Consider the following 15,631-nt stretch of genomic DNA (forward strand, 5'->3'; position numbering starts at 1 on the left):
GGGCTGCGCGGCTGCCTCGCCCTGCGGCGCTGCGGCGTCGGCCTGCGGCGCCACTGGTTCGGTCGGCGCTGCCGCTGCGTCGGCCTGCGGCGCCACTGGTTCGGCCCGCGCTGCCGCTGTGTCGGTCCGCGCCGCAGGTGTGCTGGTGGCGAGCGTGGCGGCGAGCTGGTCCAGGCGGGCGGCGGTCAGCTCCAGCCACCGCAGATCGGCCTCCAGGTGGAAGAGCGCGAAGTCGCAGATGAGCTGGTCGGCGAGGTCACCGTCGGCCTTGCGCCGGGTCAGGGTACGCATCAGCCGCAGGTGTTCGGCGCGCTGCACGTCCAGGATGTCGGCGGCGTCCCGACCGGTGAGCAGCCCGAGCACCACCTTGGCGTAGAGGGTGTTCTGCAGGTAGGCGTCGGGCTTCTCGGGTTGGGCCAGCCAGCGCCGCACGTCGGTGACCCCGGCCGCGGTGATGGCGTAGCGCTTGCGCTCCGGGCCGGCGCCGGGCTCCACCCCGTCGACGGAGACCAGACCGCTTTTCAGCAGCCGGGCCAGCGTCGAGTAGACCTGTCCGTAGTGCAGCGGGCGGCCCTGGCCGAACCGTTCGTCGTAGACCCGTTTCAGCTCGTAACCGTGCCGGGGGCTGGCCTCGAGGAGGCCCAGGAAAGTCTGTCCGATCGACATGCCCGGGAACTCTACACCACGCGTATACACCGTATGTATAGCCGGGGTGTGTACCGGCTCCGTGGCTCCGATGATCGATCTGCGTTGTGAGGGTTCGTTAACACGACAGACATCGATGCACTCAGATTCATGAAATCCTTCATTCCTACGGTTCGTGGCACTACGCAGCAGTCCTCGGTGAAAGGGGAGGCGGATGCCACGAGGCGTACGGGAACGGCTGGTCATGCTGGCCGCGGCGGCGATGGTGCTGGCCGTGGGCGGATGTGCCGAAGATCCGACGACGGCGTCGGGTGCTGGCAGTGGAAGCACCATCAAGGTCGGCATCCTGCACTCGTTGAGCGGCACCATGGCGATCAGCGAGGTGACCGTACGGGATGCCGAACTGCTCGCCATCGAAGAGATCAACGCGGCCGGCGGCGTACTCGGCAAGAAGCTCGAACCCGTCGTCGAGGACGGCGCCTCGGACTGGCCGACCTTCGCCGAGAAGGCGCAGAAGCTCATCTCCGCCGACCGGGTCGCCACCGTCTTCGGCGGGTGGACCTCGGCCAGCCGCAAGGCGATGCTGCCGGTCTTCGAGCGCAACAAGGCGCTGCTCTGGTATCCGGTCCAGTACGAGGGGCTGGAGAGTTCGCCGTACATCTTCTACACCGGGGCGACCACCAACCAGCAGATCGTGCCCGGCCTGGACTACCTGAAGGAGCAGGGCAAGAAGACCATCTTCCTGGTCGGCAGCGACTACGTCTTCCCGCGTACCGCAAACAAGATCATCAAGGCGTACGCGGCGGCGAACGGGATGACCGTGCTCGGCGAGGAGTACACCCCGCTCGGGCACACCGAGTACAGCACGGTGGTGAACAAGCTCCAGCAGGCCAAGCCGGACGCGGTTTTCAACACCCTGAACGGGGACAGCAACGTCGCCTTCTTCAAGCAGCTCCGCAGCAGCGGCATCAGCGCCGAGGCGATGCCGACCGTCTCGGTCAGCGTCGCCGAGGAGGAGGTCGTCGGCATCGGTCCGGAGAACGTGGCCGGGCACCTGGTCGCCTGGAACTACTACCAGACCACCGCCGGGGCCCGGAACGACACCTTCGTGCAGGCGTTCAAGGCCAGGTACGGCGCCACCAAGGTCACCTCCGATCCGATGGAGGCCGGCTACAACGCCGTCTACCTCTGGGCGGAGGCCGTCAAGAAGGCCGGCAGCGTGGACGTCGAGGCGGTGAAGAAGGCGTCGGCCGGCATCGCGCTGGAGACCCCCGAGGGGACCGTCACCATCGACGGCGAGAACCAGCACGTCTTCAAGACCGCCCGGATCGGGCTGGTGCAGCCGGACGGCCAGATCAAGGAGGTCTGGAACTCCGGCCAGCCGATCAAGCCCGACCCCTACCTGAAGGGCTACCCGTGGGCCGCCGGGCTCTCCTGAGCAGCGGGCACCGACCGCGACCGACCGCCGGGCACCGGCCCGGCTGACGACCGACTGACGGCTGCGAACCGGGACGGAGGCGCCGGCGCCATGGCGACACTCAACCAACTGGTGATCGGGGCGAGCATCGGAGCGGTGCTGCTCCTGATCGCCCTCGGTCTGACCTTCACGTTCGGCCAGATGGGCGTGATCAACATGGCCCACGGCGAGTTCATCATGGCCGGCGCGTACACCGCGTACCTGCTGCAACCGCTGGTCGGTACCCAGTCGGTGCTGGTCGCCCTGCCGGTGGCGTTCGCCGTCGCCGGGGTGCTGGGGCTGATCCTCGAACGGCTGGCCATCCGGCACTTCTACGGAAGGCCGCTGGACACCCTGCTGCTCACCTGGGGGATCAGCCTCATCCTGCAACAGGTCGCCCGGGACATCTTCGGCGCGCCGAACGTGCAGGTACGCGCCCCGGGCTGGCTCACCGGCGGGCTCGACCTCGGTGGCGTGCGGCTGCCGTACAACCGGGTCTTCATCATGGTGCTCGCGGTCGGCTGCGTGCTGGCGATCTGGCTCTACCTGACCCGGCTGCGGCACGGCCGGCGGATGCGCGCGGTGATGCAGAACCGGCAGCTCGCCGCGGTCAGCGGGGTGGCCACCGAACGGGTCGACCAGCTCACCTTCTTCATCGGCTCCGGCCTGGCCGGGGTGGCCGGGGTGGCGCTCACCCTGATCGGCCCGGTCGGGCCCACCCTGGGCACCAACTACATCGTGGACGCGTTCCTGGTGGTCGTCGCCGGCGGCCTCGGGCAGCTCCGGGGCGCGGTCATCGCCGCCTTCGCCCTCGGCATCCTGAACAGCTTCGTCGAATTCTGGGTCGACAACGGGGCCAGCTTCGCCAAGGTGGTGGTGTTCGCCGTGATCATCGCATTCCTCCAGCTCCGCCCGCAGGGGATGTTCGTCGTCCGTACCCGGGCACTGTCGTGACCGGGACCGCCGCGACCGCGCCCGCCGGTCCGGGCCGGCGGCGGCTGGCCGGTCCGGCACTCTTCGTCGCGGTCGGCCTGCTGCTGGTACTGGTCGCCCCGGCGGTACTGTCGCCGTTCCGGCTGGACCTGCTCGGCAAGTACCTCTGCTACGCCATCGTCGCGGTCGGGATCGGGCTGGCCTGGGGCCGGGGCGGCATGCTCACCCTCGGCCAGGGCGTCTTCTTCGGCCTCGGCGGCTACGCCATGGGCATGCACCTGAAACTGCGCGAGGCCGGCCCCGGCGGACTGCCGGACTTCATGGTCTGGAGCGGGGTGGAGAGCCTTCCGGCGCTGTGGCGGCCGTTCGCCAACCCGCTCTTCGCGCTCGCCATGGTGGTGGTGCTGCCGGTCACCGTCGCGGTCCTGCTCGGCCTGCTGGTCTTCCGGCAGCGGGTCCGGGGCGCCTACTTCGCCGTGCTCTCCCAGGCGCTGGCCGCCGCGTTCGTGATCCTGCTGGTCGGCCAGCAGGGGCTGACCGGCGGCACGAACGGGCTGACCAACTTCCAGATGTTCTACGGCCTCGACCTCTACCAGCCGGGCGACAAGCGGATCCTCTACCTGGTCGTGGTGGCCGTGCTCGGGGCGATGTTCCTGCTCGCCTGGCAGCTCTCGCGCAGCCGCTTCGGGCAACTGCTGGTCGCGGTCCGGGACGGCGAGGACCGGGTGCGCTTCCTCGGCTACGAACCGGCCGTGGTGAAGACCATCGCGTTCGCCGTCTCCGCCGGGATGGCCGGGATCGCCGGTGCGCTCTTCGTGCCGATGGTCGGCCTGCTCAGCCCGGCCAACCTGGGCATCGTCGCCTCGCTCGAACTGTTGATCGGGGTGGCGATCGGCGGCCGGTTCTCGCTGGCCGGCGCGGTCGGCGGCGCCCTGCTGGTCAACTACGCCAAGACCATCTTCAGCGAGGAGTCGGCGGACAACTGGATCTACCTCCAGGGCGCGATGTTCGTGGTGGTGATGCTCTGGGCACCGCGCGGGCTCGCCGGGCTCACCGCGGACCTCCGGGCCGCCGTGCGGCACCGGCGCCGCCGCCCGGCCCGAGCCGTGGCGGTCCCGGTCGGCTCGGGTACGGCGGCGGCGAACGGCTCCGGCCATGTCGATCCGGCGGAGCTGGTCGGGCGCCCGGCGACCGGGGTGCCGGCGGTGGTCGCCAACCGGGGGGAGGAGCCGGCATGACCGAGCTGTTGCAGGTGCGCGGGCTGAACGTGGTCTTCTCCGGGTTCCGGGCCATCACCGACCTCGATCTCACCGTCAGCGCCGGCGAACTGCGCTTCCTGATCGGGCCGAACGGGGCCGGCAAGACCACCCTGATCGACGTGATCACCGGGCTGACCAGACCGGCCTCCGGCTCCGTACGCTTCGCCGGTGCCGAACTGGTGGGGCGGCGGGAGCACCAGATCGTCCGGCTCGGCATCGGCCGTACCTTCCAGACGTCGGTCGTCTTCGAGCAGTTGACCGTACTGGAGAACCTGGATCTGGCGGCAACGTTCCGGCGACCGCTCGGCACCCTGCTGCGGCGCCGCCGGGGGATCGCCGACCAGGTGGCGGAGGCGCTGGAGACCACCGGGCTGGCCGAGTTGGCGGACCGGCCGGCGGGAGTGCTCTCGCACGGGCAGCGGCAGTGGCTGGAGATAGGCATGCTGCTCGCCCAGCGGCCCAGCCTGCTGCTGCTGGACGAGCCGGTGGCCGGGATGAGCCGGGACGAGCGGGCCCGGACCGGCGAGCTGCTCCGGCAGGTGGCGAGGGAGCACACGGTGATCGTGGTGGAACACGACATGGACTTCCTGCGCCGGTTCGCCAGCACCGTCACGGTGCTGCACGAGGGCAGGCTGCTCTGCGAGGGGACGGTGGCCCAGGTGCAGGCCAACCCCCGGGTGCAGGAGGTGTATCTCGGCCGGACCCGCGAGGAGAGTGCCGACCTGGTCAAGGAGGCGTCGTAAATGCTGACCGTGCAGGGCCTGGACGTGGCGTACGGGCGGGCGCAGGTGCTCTTCGGGGTGAATCTGGAAGCGCCGGCCGGCTCACTGGTCTGCGTGATGGGGCGCAACGGCGTGGGCAAGACGACCCTGCTCAAGGCGATCATGGGCGTACTGCCGGTCCGGACCGGCCGGGTGCACTTCGCCGGGGAGGACATCACCGGGCTGAAGACCCACGAACGGGTACGCCGGGGACTCGGTTACGTGCCGCCCGGCCACGAGACCTTTCCGCAGCTCACCGTCGCGGAGAACCTCCAGGTGGCGGCGGAGGCGGCCGGCCAGGTCAGCCAGGGTGCGGTGGACGAGGCACTCGACCTGTTCCCGGCGCTGCCCGGGTTGCGCAAGCGCCGGGCCGGCTTCCTCTCCGGCGGCCAACAGCAGCAGCTCGCCATCGCCCGTGCGTTGGTCAGCCGGCCGAAGATGTTGTTGCTGGACGAGCCGACCGAGGGCATCCAGCCGTCGATCATCCTGGAGATCGAGGAGGCGGTCCAGCGGCTGCACAGTGAACTCGGGCTCGCCATTCTGCTCGTCGAGCAGTACCTGGACCTGGCACTGCGGCTCGCCGACCGGTTCGTGATCCTGGACGCCGGCGAGGTGGTCCGGGCCGGCGACCGGGACGACCTACGCGACCCGTCGGTGCGCTCGCTGCTCTCGGTCTAGGGATCTGGCGCGGTCCGGGAATCGGTACCGCGGATCCCGGACCCCGCGGATCTCCGGTCGGCTTGTCCGTGGCATGCCGCCCGTGTCGGGTATGCCACCCGTGTCGGGCATGCCGCTCCTTTCGCGGGATCCGGCCGGCGTGCCCGCCCGACTAAGATGCTGTAAACGATCGTCGATGCGCTGACGTCGCCCGATCATTTCTCCGTCGTTCATTCCGGTCGATTCGCCCGTCGATTCCGCTGACCTGAGCTGGCGCCGGCCGAGCCTCCACGAGGGATCCTCACAATCGTGTACCTGCCTCCGCTGTCCATCGTTCCGCTGGCCGTCGCTGCGGCGGAGGGCCGCGCAGGGGAGCGGGCGGCTGCGGGCGTACTGGGTCTGTCCATCGTTTCGCTGGCCGTCGCTGCGGCCGAGGGGCGGCATCCCGGGACGGCGAGCCGCCGATGACCGACGGGACGGGCCGGCGTACGCCGGAGCGGTCCGTCCGCCGTACCGCCGACGAACCGGCCTGGACCGGCCTGCCGCTCTGGATCTGGGGCCCGCCCGGCCGGCGACCGCGACCGCTGCCGGCGCGACCCGGGCCGTACCAGCCGGTGCCGGCCTGGGTCACCGCGCTGGTCGGCTTCACCGACGACCGGACCGGACGCCCCCGGGCACTCGTCACCAGCTACGCCGGGGCCCGGGTGGTGCTCGACCTGCCCGACGGTGGACTGGTCGGCGCGGTCGACGAGCGGGCCCACGCGCGGGCGTCCGCGACCACCCGGATCAACGGCGAGCAGTTGGTCGTCTCCGGCGCCGGCGCCGGCTACCTCCAGGTGAGCGACCTCGACAGCGGCCGGTCCCGCTGGCGGCAGTGGTGCGGCGACGTGCGCTCCCTGGCCACCGTCACACTGGCCGGCCGCCCCTTCGCGGTGCTGACCGGCGGATCGCCGCACCTGGAGATCTGGTCGCTCGGCGCCGACCGGGGTGCCCGGCTGCGCACGCTGCGGACCGGGAGCGAGCGGATCAGCGTGCTGGCCGCGACCGAGGCGGGCCAGGCCGCCGTGTTGGCGGTCGGCACCAGCGCCGGTCGGGTGTCGCTGTGGCGGCTGGAGTTGATCCCGGCCGGCGGCGACGACGTCCGGGTCGAGTCGCTCGGCGAGTACGGCTTCGAGGTCTCCGGGCTGGTGACCGTGCTGGGGTTCGCGGACTGGCACGGCCGGCCGATCCTGCTCGGCGCCGCCGGGCGGGTGGCCCGGGCCTGGGACCTGCGCGCCGGGCGACCTCTCGGGCCGGCGTTCGCCGGGCACACCGGCCAGGTCAACTCCGTGCTGGCCGGCCGGCTCGGCGAGCGTACGGTGCTGTGGAGCGGCGACGACGCGACCGTACGGGCCTGGCTGCCGGAGAGCGGCCGGCAACTGGGCGAGGCGTTCCGCTACCCGTACGAGGCGGCGCCGACCCGGACGATCGCGGTCGAGATCGGCGGGCGGTCGATGCTGGTCACCGGGGACGGTGCGGGCCTGGTCTGGGTGTGGGACCCGGAGCGGCCGTACCCGTTCCGGCGCGACCCGCCGCCCGGAGATCGGGACGGCGTGGCGCCGGAGCCACCGGGCGTTTCCGGGCATCGCCTCGCGGTCGGCGGGCCGGCGGGGCGGCCGGTGCTGCTCGCGGCGTTGTCCGGGTACCGGGTCCGGGGATTCGAGCCCGTGACCGGGGCCGAGGTCGGGTTGCCGCTCGACCGGGTCCCGGACGGGGCGGTGCTGGTGCCGGGCGAGCACCCGGTGCTGGCCGAAATCGGGCCGGACGGCGTCGCGCTCTGGGACCCGGGCACCGGGGACCCGATCGGCGCGGTGCCGTTCGGCCGGAACCCCGCGAGCCGCCCGGGGCCGGAATCGCGGGACGCGGCGGGTGCGGCCGGCGGTTCCCCACCCGGGCCGCTCGCCACGGGACTACTGGACGGCCGCCGGGTGCTGCTGGTGGCGGACGGCGCCGCGCTGTTCCGGGCCGACATCCCGACCGGCCGGCTGGACGGCGCGGCGACCGGGCACTCCGGCCGGATCCGGGGGGTGGCGATCGGCGAGCTGGCCGGAGTACCGGTCGGGTTGACCGCAGCCGAGGACGACACCGTACGACTCTGGGACCTGGACGCCTGGGGGTCGCCCGGGTGGACGGTGCTGGACGGTCACGGGGGTGCCGCGTACGCCGTGACGAGCGGGACGGTCCACGGGCGCGACCTGGTGTTCGGGGCCGGCCGCAACGGGCAGGTCCGCTGCGTCGACGTCACCGACCTGGTCCGGTCGAAGCGGGTCGGCCGGCCCGGCGGCGCGCAGCCCGGGACCGGCGGCGAGCCCGACGGTCCGGTCGCGCCGATGGTGGACGATCTGCCGCCCGAACCCGTCGTCGTGTTGACCGCCACCCGGCCGGTACGCGCGCTTGCCGTCATCCAGGCCGACCGGACCAGTTGGTTGGTGGCCGCCGACGGCAGCGTGCTGCGCTGGCAGCCCGTCGGCGAGCCGGGGACACCGGGCCAGACGATCGAGGTGGGTGCCCCGGTGACCGATCTCGTGGCGCTGCCCGGGCTGCTGGTGGTGGCGGCCGGGGACGGACTTGTCGGTTACCGCCCCCCGCCCGACCGGGCCGGATAGTTCGGCCGGCGGAGGCGGTCCGAACTATCCGACCGGCGTGCCGCCGGGCTGGCTGCCGGACCTGGTCGCGACCGGTCCGGCGTCCTCCTCGGTGGTCTCGAAGAGCAGGCAGGACGAGGTGGCGTGCGCGACCAGCCGGCCGCTCCCGTCGGTGAGCCGCGCCTCGGCGAGGGCGGTCCGGCGGCCGCGCTGGATGACCGTGCCCTCGCAGCGCAGCATCCCGCTCTGCACCGTCACCGGGCGGAGGAACTTCACGTTGAGATCCATCGTCGTGTAGCCCATCCCGGCCGGCAGCGTGGTGTGCACGGCGCAGCCGGCGGCGGTGTCCAGCAAGATCGACAGCACTCCACCGTGCACCGTGCCGAGTGGGTTGTAGTGGAACTCCCGCGCGGTCATCTCGACCGAGACCCGGCCCTCCTCGGCGGTCATCCGACCCATCCCGATCAGCTCGGTGACCGGCGGCGTGGCCAGTTCGCCGGCGATCATCGCGCGGAGCAGGTCGAGTCCGGCCCGCCGCCCGAGCTGGGCTGCACTGTCCGTCGGATCGGCCCAGGAGAAGGTGCGGTGGCGTTCGCCCGCCCGCGTGTCGGTCACGTCGTCTCCCCGTTTCGCTCGTCGTCGCCATGACCTGGCAACCTGTGCTGCCTAATGACCTCGCGGCGCTCGGTCACGTCGTCTCCCCGTTTCCCGGGTCACGTCGTCTCCCCGTTTCCCGGGTCACGTCGTCTCCCCGTTTCCCGGGTCACGTCGTCTCCCCGTTTCCCGGGTCAGAGGGCAGCTTCCCAGGGGGTTGCTGGGTCTGTCAACGAGACCTAGCCTAGGTCACATGGTGGCACCGGAGGCGCTGGGCTGGTCGGTCGACAACTGCACCATCGGGCGGGCGATGGCGATCCTCGGCGAGCGCTGGACCGTCGTGGTGCTGCGCGAGGTGTTCAACGGGATCCGGCGGTTCGACGACATGCGCCAGCGCACCGGGATTCCCCGGCAGGTGCTCACCGACCGGCTGGCCATGCTGGTCGACGAGGGTCTGCTGCGCCGCGAGCCGTACCGGGAGCCGGGCGCGCGGTCGCGGCACGAGTACCGGCTCACCGCAAAGGGGCTCGACCTGTGGCCGGTGCTGGTGGCGGTGCTGGAGTGGGGTGACCGCTATCTGGCCGACCCGGAGGGGGCGCCGATGACCACGGTGCACCGGGACTGCGCCGCGCAGGTGCGGGTCGTGCTCCGCTGCGCGGACGGCCACGAGGTGACCTCGCCCCGGGACGTGCTGCCCCGCCCCGGCCCCGGCGCGCACCGCCGGAGCTGACGAGAGGCGGGCGGGGAGCGCCGGACCGGCCTCCGGCGCTTCCCGCCCGACGGGCTGCTACCAGCGGAATCCGGCGCCGTACGAGATCTCGGCCAGCACCTGCTGCCCCGAGGCGTTGGGGTGGAAGTAGTCCCAGCCGGACAACTGGCCCAGCGTGAACGGATAGTTGAACACCGCGTTGCCGTCGAACACGCAGTTCGACCCGTACGCGGCGCAGGCCTGGGCGAGCTGGCTGTTGTAGTCGACCACCCGTTGCCGTACCCGGCTGCGCCGGTCCACGTCGGCCTGCGCGGTGGAGGTCGGGCTGGCCAGCATCGACTGGCAGATGCCGAAGAGGGACCACGCCGTACGGGCGGCGAGGTTGCCCCGGCCGACCGACCAGAGCCGCTGGATGTCGGGCACGCTGATCACGAACACCCGGGCGTTCGGCAGCCCGGAGCGGAGCCGGCCCAGCGCGGCGTCGATGTTGCTCCGGAAGGTGCTCACCGGAGTCATGCCCGACTCGGAACTGGCGCAGGCGTCGTTCGCGCCGATCAGCATCGTCACGTAGCCGACGCCCTGCGAGACGGCGGCGTCGGCCTGACCGGCCATGTCCGCGGATTCGGCACCGGACTCGGCGTCGTTGTGGTTGCGCCCGTCGATCGCCGGGTTCACCGCACGGATCCGCAGGTAGTGGCTGTTCACTCCGGCATCGTCGCCGGTGCTGAACGAGCGGGACGGGCAGTCGACGTACCAGCCGCAGGCGTTGAATCCCCGGGTGATCGAGTCACCCAGGCTGGCCATCGAGGCGGGCGGTGGACCGGGGTCGGCGTGCGCCGGGCTGGCGACCAACCCGACCGAGGTGACGAACACGACGGCGGCGAGGAGGGTGGACAGGAGGGTGGCGGTGCGGCGGGGAGCGGACATGGGCGGCCTCCGGATCGCGGTTGCCTGAGCCAGCGGGGAGTGGGCGAATCATATAGACCGGCCTGAGTCTCCACAACGGAGATGACCATAAGGCGAACGCCCTGTTGCAGGCGATATGTTAGGCATCTTGTTCATGATCTTAGATGTCTGAATACTCGTATCAGATGTGCCAACTCGGCGCAGACTCCTCCAAACCCCCCTTGGGAGGCTCTACATGCGACCCACAAGGTCTTCGATCCGCCTTGTCGCGATTGCGTCCGCGGCCGGCTCCCTCGTCGCCGGCATGCTGATCGGCGTACCCGCACAGGCTGCCCCGGTCGCCACGCCGGAGGCGGCGACGGCGCTCTCCGAACGGCTGGGCGCCCGGTCCGCCGGGACGTACCTCGGCGCCGACGGCAAGATGGTCGTCACGGTGACCGACGAGGCGGCGGCCCGCCAGGTCCGGGCCTCCGGGGCGACCGCCAAGGTCGTCGCCCGCGGCTCCGCCGAGCTGGCCGAGGTCACCGCCGAGTTGGACCGGTCGGCCAGGATCCCCGGCACCGCGTGGTACGTCGACCCGGTCACCAACCAGGTCGCGGTCGACGTGGACAGCACGGTCACCGGCGCCAAGTTGGCCAAGATCAAGGCCGTCACCGCCCGCTTCGGCGGCGCCGTCCGGATCCAGTCGATCCCCGGCACGCTGAGCACCACCATCTCCGGCGGCAACGCGATCTACACCAGCGGCAGCCGGTGCTCGCTGGGCTTCAACGTCCGCAGCGGCAGCACCTACTACTTCCTCACCGCCGGCCACTGCACCAACGCCGGCGCGAACTGGTCGGCCAGCTCGGGCGGCTCGGTGATCGGCACCCGGGCCGGCAGCAGCTTCCCCGGCAACGACTACGGCATCGTCCGGTACGCCAGCGGTGTCGCGCAGCAGCCGGGTGACGTCTACCTGTACGGCGGTTACCGGGACATCACCGGTGCGGCCAACCCGAGCGTCAACCAGTCGGTGCAGCGCAGCGGCAGCACCACCGGGCTGCGCAGCGGCCGGGTGACCGCGCTCAACGCTACTGTCACCTACCAGGGCAGCGGCACCGTTTCCGGCCTGATCCGGACCACCGTCTGCGCCCAGCCGGGCGACAGCGGCGGCCCGCTCTTCGCCGGCAACACCGCGCTCGGCCTGACCTCGGGCGGCAGCGGCAACTGCAGCACCGGCGGCACGACGTTCTTCCAGCCGGTGGTCGAGGCGCTCAACGCGTACGGCGTGAGCATCTACTGAGCTGATCCGGGCCGACGATCGATCGGCGTGATCGGGATCCTCGGCGGTGGTCCGGCGAACGGCCGGCACCCGCCCTCCCGGTCACGCCGATCGGCGCGACCGGACCGATCCCGCCGTCCCGGGCCGGGTGTCGTCGGTCCCGGGCGGGTCCGGTCCCGGGTCGGGTGTCGTCGGTGCCATCGACGAGGTCAACGGCGCCATCAGGGTCAGCCGGGTGCCGTCGCCGGTCGGCGGCGGGTCCGGCGGAACAGGGTCAACACCACGATCAGCGGCCAGACTGCCTCGCTGCCGGCAATCAGCCGTTCGGCCAACCCCGTCCAGTCGCCGTCGGGCAGTTGCAGTGCCAACCACAGTCCGAAGCCGAGCATCACCAGCGAGGCCGCGCCGCCGGCCGCCGGACGCAGCACCCAGGGCCGAGCGGCTTGGCGAGCCGGCCGAGCCCTTGCGGGTGGCTCGCCGCGTACGCCGCGCCCTTGATGGCCGCCGGATCGGTCCCCCGCCCGGTCCACCGGGGATCGGCGTAGAGCGGTCCAGCCCGGCCGGTCGTGCCGGGGCGGGCCCTGCCGATGCCCCTTCCGGTCGCGCCGGGGGACCGGCAGGGTAGCCACCGCCGGCCAGGTCGCCAGCGCGACGAAGGCGACCACAGCGGCGATCCCGTGCACCCGGGGAGTCTGGGAGTCGGTCTTCGGCACCGCCGCCACCAGGATCGTGGCCGCCCCGCCGATGCCGTAGAGCACCCGGGCACCGCCGTGGACCGGGCGCAGACCGATCGCGGTGACCAGGTGGGCCACCCCGAGCCCGGCGAGGCAGCCGACCAGGATCTGCCGGTCGAGCATCCCGTAGGAGGAGAGCGAGCTGACGGTGTCCGCCCACGGGTCGTACCCGGGCGGTTGCCGCACGGTCGCGGTGGTCCATCCGATCACCAGCAGCATCGGGAGGGCTGCCGCCGAGAAGACCGCCCACCAGGGCACCGCAGGCATGTCGTCACCCTACGTGACAGCATGCTCGGGTACGTGTCGATGTGCCGCTCTGCTCGCCGCTCCCGCCATCCCCTCCGGCGGCCTCTGGAGGCCGAGGGGATTGACGACCCCGAATTGCTGGCATCGTCCCAGTTCGCGGTGCGGCCGATCCCCACTCTGCCGCCGGTACCGGTCGGTCGGCCAGGGCCTCAGCCCAGGCGGAGATGAGCTCGATGGTCGGCTAGGGCAAGCCGGCTGGCCAGCCGAGTGCCCGGTCGAGCCGGGCCCGGACCGCCCGGGCGTCCGCGCCGACCGCAGTGACCAGCACGGCCGGCCCACCGGCCAGCGGCAGCACCGCCGCCGCCACCGCCGGCTCCGGCCGTACCGGCCCGACCGCCGGCTCCGGCGCTGCCCCACCCGGGGGCCCGGCCCGGTCCGGCGCGCCCGGAACGGGTGGCACCGCCGAGTTGTAGCCGGCGGGCCCGGGTGGCGGAGAAGCGGGTGGCACCGCCGAGTTGTAGCCGGCCGGGCCGGGTGGCGGAGAAGCGGGTGGCACCGCCGAGTCGTAGCCGGCCGGGCCGGGTGGCGGAGAAACGGTCCAGGCCGGGTCGACCATCAGCACCGAGCCCACCGCCCGGCCGCCGCCGAGCACCGCCGGGCCGGACCAGCCGGCGGCGCCGGGTCCGACCACGAGATCGTTGCGGAAGAGGGTACGACCGCCGTACCGCGCCGTCATCTCCAGCCGGACGTCGCCGACCGGCTCGGCGTGCCGGCCGCAGACCAGTTCCTCGCGCCAGCACAGCGCCGCCCCTTCGGCCAGCTCGACGACGCAGGTGGTCCGGTGCGCACAGCCGGCCGCCCCGATCAGCGGCTCGGGCAGCCAGCGCAGCCGTCCACCGGCCGCCACCCGGGCCCGTACGACGAGCCGGGACTCGGCGCCGCCCCGCGCCGGCAGCGCCAGCGACGCGGCCACACTCCGTACGCAGAGCCGCGCTCCCGGCCCGACCTCGATCTCGATCCGCAGCCGGTCGCCGCCGAGCGGGCCGGCCGCCCCACCGACGAGGTGAAGTTGGACCTCGCGCTCGGGACCCGCCGGGCCGACCGGTCCGGTCCGCCGGGGCAGCAGCGGCGGCTCGCCGCGCAGCACGGTCAGCCGGGTTCCCCGCAGCGGGTCGGCCTCGGCGACGATCCGGGCCAGTGCCCGCATCAGCCCCGGTGCCCCGGGGGGTCGTCCACCGACACCGCCGGTGCCGGCAGCAGCGTCCGGATCCAGTCGGCGACCGCCGTCCCGGCCGGATCCTCCACCAGGGAGAGGAAGACCGTGGGCAGCGTGCCGCGCCGGGCGGCCGCGTCCCGGGCCATCACCGACAGGTCCGCGCCGACCAGCGGAGCGAGATCGGTCTTGTTCACCACCAGCAGGTCCGCACCGGTCACCCCGGGGCCACCCTTGCGCGGTACCTTGTCCCCGCCGGCCACGTCGACCACGAAGATCTGCCGGTCCACCAGTCCCCGGCTGAAGGTGGCGGTGAGGTTGTCCCCGCCGCTCTCCACCAGGACCAGGTCCAGCGGCCCCAGCAGGGCCTCCAGTTCCTCCACCGCGTCCAGGTTGGCCGAGATGTCGTCCCGGATCGCGGTGTGCGGGCAGCAGCCGGTCTCCACCGCCCGGATCCGCTCGGCCGGCAGTACGCCGTTGCGGAGCAGGAAGTCGGCGTCCTCGGTGGTGTAGATGTCGTTGGTGACCACGGCCAGCCGCAGCTCGTCGGCGAGGGTCCGGCACAGCGCGGCGACCAGGGCGGTCTTGCCCGAGCCGACCGGGCCGCCGATGCCGACCCGGACCGGTCCGGAGCCGCCCGACCGATCCACCGGCGGATGGGGGTCGACCTCCGGGTCCGGGTGCCGGTGCGGTGTCCCGCCGTCGGGGTGCCGGTGTGGCACCTCGCCGTCGGGGTGCCGGTGCGGTGTCCCGCTGTCGGGGTGTCGATGGAGGCCGGTCCCGTGGTCGGGTCGGTCAGGATGCAAAGAGACGCACCTCCCAGCTCGCGTGAACCTCGGCGCCGATCTCCAGCAACGGGGTGGAGTCGGCGGGCAGCCGGTCGACCGGATCGTCCGCACCGGTCACGGCCAGCGCGGCCAGCCGGTCGCAGACGCCGGCCAACTCGGCGAGCAGGGCGTGCACGGCGTACGGGTCCAGGCCGAGCAGCCGTACGGCGGCGCTGGCCGGGCCGCTGACCGTCCCGTACGCCCCGGCGACCGCCGCCTCGGCCGGGGAGAGTCCGGCGGCGGCAGCCACCACGCCGAGAGCCACCGGATGGTGTGGATTCCGGATCACCGGATCGACCGGCCACATTGCCCGGCCGGCCCGTAGCAGCGCCCGACCCTGTGCCCGGGAGGCCCGACGCAGCGCCGGAGACGGGGTCCGGGCGTCCATCCCCTGGTCGAGCGCGTCGATCCTGGACCCGGCTGCGCCGTCCGGCCCGTCGATGGGGGTCGCATCGCTCGCCCCGCCGGGAGGCTCGCAGGAAGACCGGGCTGCGCCGTCCGGCCCGTCGATGGGGGTCGCACCGCCCGCCCTGCGGGGAGGCTCGCTGGGAAACCGGGCTGCGCCGTCCGCCGGTTTCCCGGCGGTGTCGTCGGCCGACCCGGCGGCGCAGGCGGCCGCCGCGAAGGCCGCGGCGACCCGGCCGGTGCCGGCGAGCCGGCCGTGCAGGAAGGCGGTCAACCCGGCCAGGTCGCGGAGCCGGCCGCTGGTCACCGCCGCCTCCAGTCCACCCGAGTGGGCGTGGCCGCCGGCGGGCAGCCGGCCGTCGGCGAGCACCAGCAGGGTGGCGAGACCGGTCACGGCGGTCACG

Annotated in this window: 14 protein-coding genes and 1 pseudogene; 8 read left to right on the forward strand and 7 right to left on the reverse strand. The window is 72.8% G+C overall.

The features are described 5' to 3' along the window. Positions 1 to 156: 156 nt before the first annotated feature. Positions 157 to 666, reverse strand: a pseudogene (locus ACQEVC_RS22600) (PadR family transcriptional regulator); the annotation flags it as partial. A gap of 193 nt (positions 667 to 859) precedes the next feature. On the opposite strand from ACQEVC_RS22600, the gene urtA reads away from it, so the two are divergent. The 6 genes from urtA (at position 860) to ACQEVC_RS22630 (ending at position 8,356) form a co-directional block, all read left to right on the forward strand. After that, positions 860 to 2,083: an urea ABC transporter substrate-binding protein gene (urtA, locus tag ACQEVC_RS22605; RefSeq protein ID WP_432880745.1), complete on the forward strand. Its 1,224-nt coding sequence runs from the start codon at positions 860 to 862 to the stop codon at positions 2,081 to 2,083. 90 nt (positions 2,084 to 2,173) lie between these two features. Further along, positions 2,174 to 3,055 carry an urea ABC transporter permease subunit UrtB gene (gene urtB, locus ACQEVC_RS22610; RefSeq protein ID WP_432880747.1) on the forward strand — a complete coding sequence of 294 codons (882 nt, stop codon included), beginning with the start codon at positions 2,174 to 2,176 and terminating at the stop codon, positions 3,053 to 3,055. After that, complete coding sequence (gene urtC / locus ACQEVC_RS22615) at positions 3,052 to 4,272, forward strand: urea ABC transporter permease subunit UrtC (RefSeq protein WP_432880750.1); 1,221 nt, start codon at positions 3,052 to 3,054, stop codon at positions 4,270 to 4,272. The genes urtB and urtC overlap by 4 nt, the downstream gene beginning before the upstream one ends. After that, a complete protein-coding gene (gene urtD, locus ACQEVC_RS22620) occupies positions 4,269 to 5,036 on the forward strand; it encodes an urea ABC transporter ATP-binding protein UrtD (RefSeq protein WP_432880752.1) in 768 nt (255 codons plus the stop codon). The genes urtC and urtD overlap by 4 nt, the downstream gene beginning before the upstream one ends. Then, positions 5,037 to 5,732 carry an urea ABC transporter ATP-binding subunit UrtE gene (gene urtE, locus ACQEVC_RS22625; RefSeq protein ID WP_432880755.1) on the forward strand — a complete coding sequence of 232 codons (696 nt, stop codon included), beginning with the start codon at positions 5,037 to 5,039 and terminating at the stop codon, positions 5,730 to 5,732. 443 nt (positions 5,733 to 6,175) lie between these two features. After that, positions 6,176 to 8,356 carry a WD40 repeat domain-containing protein gene (locus ACQEVC_RS22630; protein ID WP_432880758.1) on the forward strand — a complete coding sequence of 727 codons (2,181 nt, stop codon included), beginning with the start codon at positions 6,176 to 6,178 and terminating at the stop codon, positions 8,354 to 8,356. A 24-nt stretch (positions 8,357 to 8,380) separates the two neighbouring features. Here the strand turns inward: ACQEVC_RS22630 and ACQEVC_RS22635 are convergent, their stop codons facing one another. After that, a complete protein-coding gene (locus ACQEVC_RS22635; protein ID WP_432880761.1) occupies positions 8,381 to 8,950 on the reverse strand; it encodes a PaaI family thioesterase in 570 nt (189 codons plus the stop codon). Positions 8,951 to 9,182: 232 nt separating this feature from the next. Between ACQEVC_RS22635 and ACQEVC_RS22640 the strand changes: the two genes are divergently transcribed. Further along, complete coding sequence (locus ACQEVC_RS22640) at positions 9,183 to 9,659, forward strand: winged helix-turn-helix transcriptional regulator (protein WP_432880763.1); 477 nt, start codon at positions 9,183 to 9,185, stop codon at positions 9,657 to 9,659. Positions 9,660 to 9,716: 57 nt separating this feature from the next. Here ACQEVC_RS22640 and ACQEVC_RS22645 read toward each other — a convergent pair whose 3' ends face one another. Beyond that, a complete protein-coding gene (locus ACQEVC_RS22645; RefSeq protein WP_432880766.1) occupies positions 9,717 to 10,565 on the reverse strand; it encodes a GDSL-type esterase/lipase family protein in 849 nt (282 codons plus the stop codon). A gap of 214 nt (positions 10,566 to 10,779) precedes the next feature. Between ACQEVC_RS22645 and ACQEVC_RS22650 the strand changes: the two genes are divergently transcribed. Beyond that, positions 10,780 to 11,823, forward strand: a complete 1,044-nt coding sequence (locus ACQEVC_RS22650) for a S1 family peptidase (protein WP_432880768.1) — start codon at positions 10,780 to 10,782, stop codon at positions 11,821 to 11,823. Positions 11,824 to 12,029: 206 nt separating this feature from the next. Here the strand turns inward: ACQEVC_RS22650 and ACQEVC_RS22655 are convergent, their stop codons facing one another. From ACQEVC_RS22655 to ACQEVC_RS22670, 4 genes are all read right to left on the reverse strand, one after another. Beyond that, positions 12,030 to 12,803, reverse strand: coding sequence for a DUF998 domain-containing protein (locus ACQEVC_RS22655; protein WP_432880770.1), 774 nt, complete (start codon positions 12,801 to 12,803; stop codon positions 12,030 to 12,032). Between the two features lie 220 nt (positions 12,804 to 13,023). Then, entirely contained in the window at positions 13,024 to 13,989 is a 966-nt protein-coding gene (locus ACQEVC_RS22660) for an urease accessory protein UreD (RefSeq protein WP_432880772.1), read from the reverse strand. Next, positions 13,989 to 14,645 (reverse strand): urease accessory protein UreG, encoded by a 657-nt coding sequence (gene ureG, locus ACQEVC_RS22665; RefSeq protein ID WP_432880774.1) that lies wholly within the window; start codon positions 14,643 to 14,645, stop codon positions 13,989 to 13,991. The genes ACQEVC_RS22660 and ureG overlap by 1 nt, the downstream gene beginning before the upstream one ends. 145 nt (positions 14,646 to 14,790) lie before the next feature. Then, positions 14,791 to 15,630: an urease accessory protein UreF gene (locus tag ACQEVC_RS22670; protein WP_432880776.1), complete on the reverse strand. Its 840-nt coding sequence runs from the start codon at positions 15,628 to 15,630 to the stop codon at positions 14,791 to 14,793. Position 15,631 lies beyond the last annotated feature (1 nt).

Source organism: Plantactinospora sp. CA-294935, assembly GCF_050936445.1.
GTDB lineage: Bacteria > Actinomycetota > Actinomycetes > Mycobacteriales > Micromonosporaceae > Plantactinospora.